Here is a 6427-nt window from a genome sequence, read left to right as displayed (position 1 = left end):
GACCGGATTCATGGGCTACGTGCTGCCCTGGGGCCAGATGAGCTTCTGGGGCGCCACCGTCATCACCGGTTTCTTCACCGCCATACCTCTGGTCGGCGACTGGCTCCAGCAGCTTTTGCTCGGCGGCTTCGCGGTCGATAATCCGACGCTGAACCGCTTCTTTGCGCTGCATTACCTGCTGCCATTTGTGCTTGTGGGCGTGGTGACCTTGCATATCTGGGCGCTTCACGTCGTCGGCCAGAACAATCCGACCGGCATCGAGGTCAAATCGAAAACCGATGTCGTGGACTTCACGCCCTATGCCACCGTCAAAGATGCCTTCGGCATCCTCGTGTTCCTGTTCTTCTTCGCCTATTTCGTCTTCTACCTGCCGAACTACCTCGGCCATCCCGACAACAACAGCATCGCCAATCCGCTGAAGACGCCGGCCCACATCGTGCCGGAATGGTACTTCCTGCCGTTTTATGCGATCCTGCGGGCCATCACCTTCAATATCGGGCCGATCGATTCCAAGCTCGGCGGCGTGCTCGCGATGTTCGGCTCGATCGCCGTGCTGTTCCTGGTGCCGTGGCTCGACACCTCGAAGGTGCGCTCGGCGGTCTATCGGCCCTGGTACAGGGTGCTCTTCTGGCTGTTCGTTGCCAATGCCCTCTTTCTCGGCTGGCTCGGCTCCGGGCCGGCGGAAGGCGCATACGTCGTCATGTCCCAACTGGCGACGCTTTACTATTTTGCGTTCTTCATCATCGCCATGCCGGTGCTCGGGCTGATCGAAAAGCCGCGACGGCTGCCGAATTCGATCACCGAAGCAGTTCTCGAAAAAGACAAGGCCAGCGCCAGAGGCCCGATCGCCGGGCCGGAGACCAAACGTTGAACCGGGCATCGCGGTGATCGTTCATGAACTGGTGGAACTCTCCTCTGGTCTACATCGTGTTGCTCGGCCTCGCCGGGATCGTCGTTTGGTCTCTCATCCCCAGACGCTTCGCCAATGCGAAGCTGGTCGTCCAACTCGCCTTTTTCGTCGCGATGTCGGCCATGGTTCTCCACCTGCGCGTCGTGCCGTACGAGGCCGCAGGGGACAACGAGACAACCGGAGGAGCGATCCTCATCGGCTCGGTCAAGCTGCTCTGGTGGGTTCACCTTGCCTGGGCGCTGATCGGATTTGTCCGTATCTATCTCGTCTTCGAGCGAAAGCCGCGCGAGGCACGTCTCCTGCAGGACGTCGTGGTCGGTGTCGTCTACGCTGGAATGTTCCTGTCGATCCTGGCGTTTGTCTTTGCAGTGCCGGTCGGAACGCTCATTGCCACGTCGGGCGTGTTTGCCGTCATCCTGGGACTGGCGCTCCAGAATACGCTTGGTGACGTATTTTCGGCGATCGCGCTTAACCTCGGCCGCCCTTACGTGCTTGGAAACTGGATCATTCTGGGCGACGGAACCGAAGGCCGCGTTATCGAGACCAATTGGCGGTCGACCCAACTTCTGACCCCGACACACAATGTCGTGGCGCTGCCAAACAGCCTTCTCGCCAAGATCGGGGTAACAAATCTAAGCGGTCCGGACGAGAGCCATGGACTTGCCGTAACCGTCAAGGTGGCGCCAACGAAGACGCCGGCGATCATCGTAGACCTCATGCGCACTGTCTTGCTGAGCTGCAATTCGATCCTCCAGGACCCTTCGCCTTCGGTCACCATCAGAAGCCTGGATGCCACAGCTATCGAGATCGAGTTGTTTTTTCGCGTCGCAAGTATCGACCAGCGAAGTGCCGCTCGGAACGAAATCTTCGATCTCATTTATCGCCATTCAAAGTCGACCGGCATGCTGCTGGCGGAGCCATTTTCAGGCTCGATTGCCATGACCAACCGGCCGGGCCACGAGACGGCGGCCTCCCAAGGCTTCACCCCGATCGAACTCATCAATTCCATACCGGTATTCTCGGCGCTAACGGATACCGAGCAGGGTTCGCTCGCCAAAGCGGCCTCGGTTCGCACCTACCATAAGGGCGAAATCATCGCACGACAGGGAGAGATGCTGCCGTCGCTCATGATCGTTCGGACGGGCGTCATCGTCCGGCAAATTGGCGAGGACGATGATCAACTGCAGGAGATCTCCCGGCTTGCACCTGGCGATTTCTTCGGCGAGACCGGCTTGCTCGCCGGTATTGGCGAGATGTCGAGTTTGCGGGCAATGACCCCTGTCACGGTTTACGACATAGACCAGGAAAGCTTTGCGCCGCTGCTGCACGACAGGCCCGAAATGGCCGAAGATCTTGCCGCGATCCTGTCGATGAGGGTGTCGGCTTTTAATGAAAGCGGCATCGCCGGACAGCACCACGCGAGCTCCAAATTCGCGCTCCTCAAAGCCATTCAGACAGTCTTTCGAGCCGCTTCGTTCAAGCGCGTTCGAGCACCTGGCTGACAAGGCATGCAGAAGGACAGAGATCCATGACCATCCGCCAAAGCGGTATCACAGGCATCGATACACTCATCCAGCCAGCTATCCGTGATTTTGCGGACGGACTGAAGATAAGGCGCGTATTGCCGTCCTCGGATCGCCTGATGATCGGGCCCTTCATCCTGTTCGACCATTTCGGCCCCGCTATATTCGACGCAGGTCACGGTTTCGATATGGGACCGCATCCGCATATCGGCGTTGCGGCCGTGACCTACCTGATCGATGGCGAGATCGTCCATCGCGACAATTTGGGAAAAGTGCAGACCATCCGTCCTGGCGAGGTCAACTGGATGACGGCCGGGTCGGGCATCGTCCATTCCGAGCGCACGCCACCGGAAGTCCGGGCGTCGGCAAGCAATCTCTTCGGCGCTCAGGCTTGGATCGCCCTCCCCTCCCGCTATGAAGAAATTGCCGCCGACGTCGCACATTTTGGCGCTCCCGAAATACCGAGGATCTGTGCCGACGGCGTCGAGTTTACGTTGATCGCCGGCGCGTCCGACCGGTTGGTCTCGCCGGTAAGGACGTTCTCCGACATGGTCTATGCCGAAATTGTGCTCACGAGCGGTGCGCGCTACCAGGTGAAACCCGAACACCGTGAGCGTGCGATCTACATCGTCGCCGGTGAGGTTGGAATTGTCGGCCAGTTCGGTACGTTTCATGAGGCCGAATTAGTAGCTCTGGCGCCCGGCGCTGAGATTGTGCTCCAGGCGCCTGCCTTCCATGCGGCGAGACTGATGCTGATAGGAGGTGAGCCCCTGGCCGAGCCACGTCATATCTTTTGGAACTTCGTCTCCTCTTCAGCCGAACGGATCGAGCAGGCAAAGGCGGATTGGCGCGAACGCCGCTTCCCCGGCGTGCCGGGAGAGCACGAGCTCATGCCTCTGCCAGATGGCAGCGTGTGAGGGATAAGGCAGCGGATGGTGACCTCAGCGCCGCGACAGCTTTACGCCGGGTGGCGCAGGCAGACCACTACGATATCAAGTAGAGATCGTTCATCGTTTCCTCATCGAGCAAACCGTCGAACCAGACGTCGAAGATTGTCTCGAGCAGGAACTCGTCGTTGCTTGCTTCGGAAAACAGCGTGAGGGACGCGTGCAACTTCTTCGCATCAACGTCACCGAAGACAGCGCGAGCGCTTAGGCCGGAGAGCCGTTGCAGGGTGCCAACGCATTCCCGATAACGGCCTCCGAGGATCGGAAACGAGAGATAGGCGCTGGCTTCGTCGAGCGATGTGATTGCATATGGCTCAGGCGCTGTACCACTTCGCCTTGTGGCCAACCTTGGGAAGATGAACTCCATGTAGGGAGTGCACATCATCCCTCGAGGTAGAATGGCCAGCGCGTCGTCGTAGACCGGATCCTATGCGCTGACGAATCTCTGCAAATCATACTCGTCAGGCATTTGGATGGATCCTTGGGAAACCCTCAACATTCGTGCCCATGACTAGCCGCCGACGACATCTGCATAGTCCGGGTGCTTGGCGAAAAAGCGGCTCATGAAGGGACATTTCAAGATCGCTTTACGGCCGGTCTTGCGGAGCAGTTCGAAGGTTCCTTGGGCCAATTGCGACGCGATCCCTTGTCCGGAAAATTCCGACGGGACTTCGGTGTGTATCAGCGCAACCTTCCCGCCCTCGAGCCGATAACAGGCCGCCGCAAACATATCACCGGCGATCGGCAGCTCGAAACGGTGCTGTTGGACGTTTTCAACGACTTGTGCATCCATCTTTATCTCTCGATTGTATGTCACGTGTCACCGGAGGCAGATTGGCGGGCCGCTATCGCATCGCAGGCAACCGCAGAGTGACGGTCGTGCCTGCCCCAAGTGTGCTCTGAATATCGATGCTTCCGCCTGATTGCTCGGCAAAGTGCTTCACCATCGGCAAACCGACGCCGCCGAGGCCTTCGCTTTTGGTGGTGAAGAACGGATCGAAGGCGCAGACCATCGTCTCGCTGGTCATCCCGATACCGTTGTCCGCGACGCGGATGTCTACCTGACCGGCGGCAGAGTTCTCAGAGGCCAAGCCGGCATCGATCGAGATGAAACCGCCGTCAGGCATTGCATCGCGCGCGTTGAACAGAAGATTCAGAACCGCATTTTGCAATCCAAAGCGATCGCATCTCACCAAAGGCAGGTCGGACCCAACCCGAAGCTCAAGACCGAAATTGGCATCCAAGGCGCTCCGTACGAGGGTTTCGATCTCAGCCAGGCAAGCACCTACGTTTGTGTATTCGATTTCCGCGTGGCTCTCTCGGGCCAGGCTGATGGTTTGCCGGACAAGGCCACCAGCCCGCTCCAAAGCCGTTTTGGCGCCGGCTATTACAGGCCCGAGCGCCGGAGCCGCTTGGATGCTCGGATCGCGGGCCAGGTGGTTCAACGCCGACGAGGCGACCTGAATGAGATTGCCCAGGTCATGGACGATGCCGGCCGTCGACATTTGCACGGACATACCACCTCCAGGGCCATCGGGCGGGCCGTCGAAGACATCTTCTTTTATGTCCGGACGAAACATTTCGTTCCCCGCTGGCTAAGTCGGCACCTATTGGCTTCAACACGCTATAATTTATGGCTTTTATTTTCCATTATATCTAAGAAGACGCCGATACATACTTCCGTATATTCAATCGCGAGACGATGCTCTATTGATAGCCGATCCCGCTGATGTAGTTGGCAAGCAGCCGTTCCTGCAGTTCCTCTTGTTTGAAGAGCGCCTTCATCGCATCACGGATATCGAGGACGCCTAGCGGTTTCGAGTCGGCCCCGAGCACCGGCACATTCTGAAGGCCTCGCGCGGCCATGGTCTGCCACACTGAATGAAGGTCGTCATCGGGACCACAGGACACGATGGACCTGCTCATCAAAGCCGCAATCGGCGCTTCTGTTGGCCCTGAATTCGCCAGATGGCGGACAAGGTCGGACTTGCTCAGCACGCCTGCCGCCTCCCCACTGCCGTGGCACACCACGACCAGGCCTATTGCGGGCCTGGAAAGTGAGAGTGCCGCACTGCGGAGTGGAGCGTCGACATCGACCACCATGAGACGGGCCGATATTACTGGATGCAGACTGTCAATTCGCATGACGCCCTCCTGAGAGCGCCTCGCGGCCGCGGCCGCGGGGCTGGGATCGGTTCCAGTGTTGGTCGCCGAGCTCGGCGCCTTCGTCCGGCCGGTCAGAATGGCGCGCAAACAAGCGCCATTCTGACCCATTCCAAAGATTAGCTCAGTGCTGCTTTGCTCAGGCCAAACTTCGCATCGCCCGAGCCCGGGACGGGTTTGAAGCCGATATTCAGACGGTTCCAAGAGTTGACCGCCATGACAACGAAGGTCAGATCGGAGATTTCCTTCTCGGAAAGCTGCGACCTGACCCGATCGTAGATCTCGTCGGGGACACCCTGCTCGGGCAGCTTGGTCAAGACTTCCGTCCATGCCAAGGCTGCGCGCTCGCGAGGAACGAACAAGGTCGAATCCCGCCAGGCTGCCAGGTGGTAAAGGCGCAGTTCGCGCTCGCCATGGATCTTCGCCTGTTTGACGTGCATATCGAGGCAGAAGGTGCACCCGTTCAGCTGCGCGGCTCGGACTGCAACAAGGTCGCGGATTGGCTCTTCGATCGACCCCTCTCGCGTCGCACCAAGAAATTCAATAAATTTCTTCAGAAGTTCCGGCGACTGCTCCGCATAACTCGCGCGTTGGGCGACGGCTTTTCCTTTCGGAGCGACCGGTGGCGCTGCAATATTCATTACTTATCTCCTTGAGGTGTTTGCAATCCATTGCACCGTAAGGATGACCGGTGAGACGAACTGTTGCTATCGTGCCGATGATATGTATTGCCACTCGATTGGGTTGGGGCGCCTAAACCGAAGTATAGGAGGTGGAAATTGGCACCTGACCGCTGCCCTCGGCAATTCGCTTTGCCGCATGCATCCGACAGACGCACAGCGTTTGGGTCACTTGAAGGGCAAGGCTGAACCGACCGGTGTCGA

General features: G+C 58.7%; 7 protein-coding genes and 1 pseudogene. 3 read left to right on the top strand and 5 right to left on the bottom strand.

Going from position 1 to position 6427, the window contains the following annotated elements:
• The 3 genes from NKJ15_RS08085 to NKJ15_RS08075 form a co-directional block, all read left to right on the top strand.
• Window positions 1–871 (top strand): cytochrome b (locus tag NKJ15_RS08085; RefSeq protein ID WP_352814745.1); only part of this gene is annotated, 871 nt, incomplete at its 5' end.
• Between the two features lie 23 nt (window positions 872–894).
• Window positions 895–2412, top strand: coding sequence for a mechanosensitive ion channel family protein (locus tag NKJ15_RS08080; protein WP_352470603.1), 1518 nt, complete (start codon window positions 895–897; stop codon window positions 2410–2412).
• A 26-nt stretch (window positions 2413–2438) separates the two neighbouring features.
• The gene (locus NKJ15_RS08075) at window positions 2439–3350 is read left to right on the top strand and encodes a pirin family protein (RefSeq protein WP_352470604.1); all 912 of its coding nucleotides are present in this window, start codon (window positions 2439–2441) and stop codon (window positions 3348–3350) included.
• Between the two features lie 67 nt (window positions 3351–3417).
• Here NKJ15_RS08075 and NKJ15_RS08070 read toward each other — a convergent pair.
• The 5 genes and pseudogenes from NKJ15_RS08070 to NKJ15_RS08050 form a co-directional block, all read right to left on the bottom strand.
• Window positions 3418–3792 (bottom strand): annotated as a pseudogene (locus tag NKJ15_RS08070) (DUF1810 family protein); the annotation flags it as partial.
• A gap of 99 nt (window positions 3793–3891) precedes the next feature.
• The gene (locus NKJ15_RS08065; protein WP_352470606.1) at window positions 3892–4173 is read right to left on the bottom strand and encodes a GNAT family N-acetyltransferase; all 282 of its coding nucleotides are present in this window, start codon (window positions 4171–4173) and stop codon (window positions 3892–3894) included.
• Between the two features lie 52 nt (window positions 4174–4225).
• Window positions 4226–4960, bottom strand: a complete 735-nt coding sequence (locus tag NKJ15_RS08060; RefSeq protein ID WP_352540087.1) for a sensor histidine kinase — start codon at window positions 4958–4960, stop codon at window positions 4226–4228.
• Between the two features lie 127 nt (window positions 4961–5087).
• On the bottom strand, window positions 5088–5483 hold the full coding sequence (locus NKJ15_RS08055; protein WP_352814742.1) for a CBS domain-containing protein: 396 nt from the start codon (window positions 5481–5483) through the stop codon (window positions 5088–5090).
• 179 nt (window positions 5484–5662) lie between these two features.
• A complete protein-coding gene (locus NKJ15_RS08050; protein WP_352449835.1) occupies window positions 5663–6184 on the bottom strand; it encodes a carboxymuconolactone decarboxylase family protein in 522 nt (173 codons plus the stop codon).
• Window positions 6185–6427: the final 243 nt, after the last annotated feature.

This window comes from Mesorhizobium sp. M0207, from assembly GCF_040321995.1.
GTDB lineage: Bacteria > Pseudomonadota > Alphaproteobacteria > Rhizobiales > Rhizobiaceae > Mesorhizobium.
The sequence above is the reverse complement of the archived record's forward strand: the minus strand, read 5'-3'. Positions and strand labels throughout refer to the sequence as shown.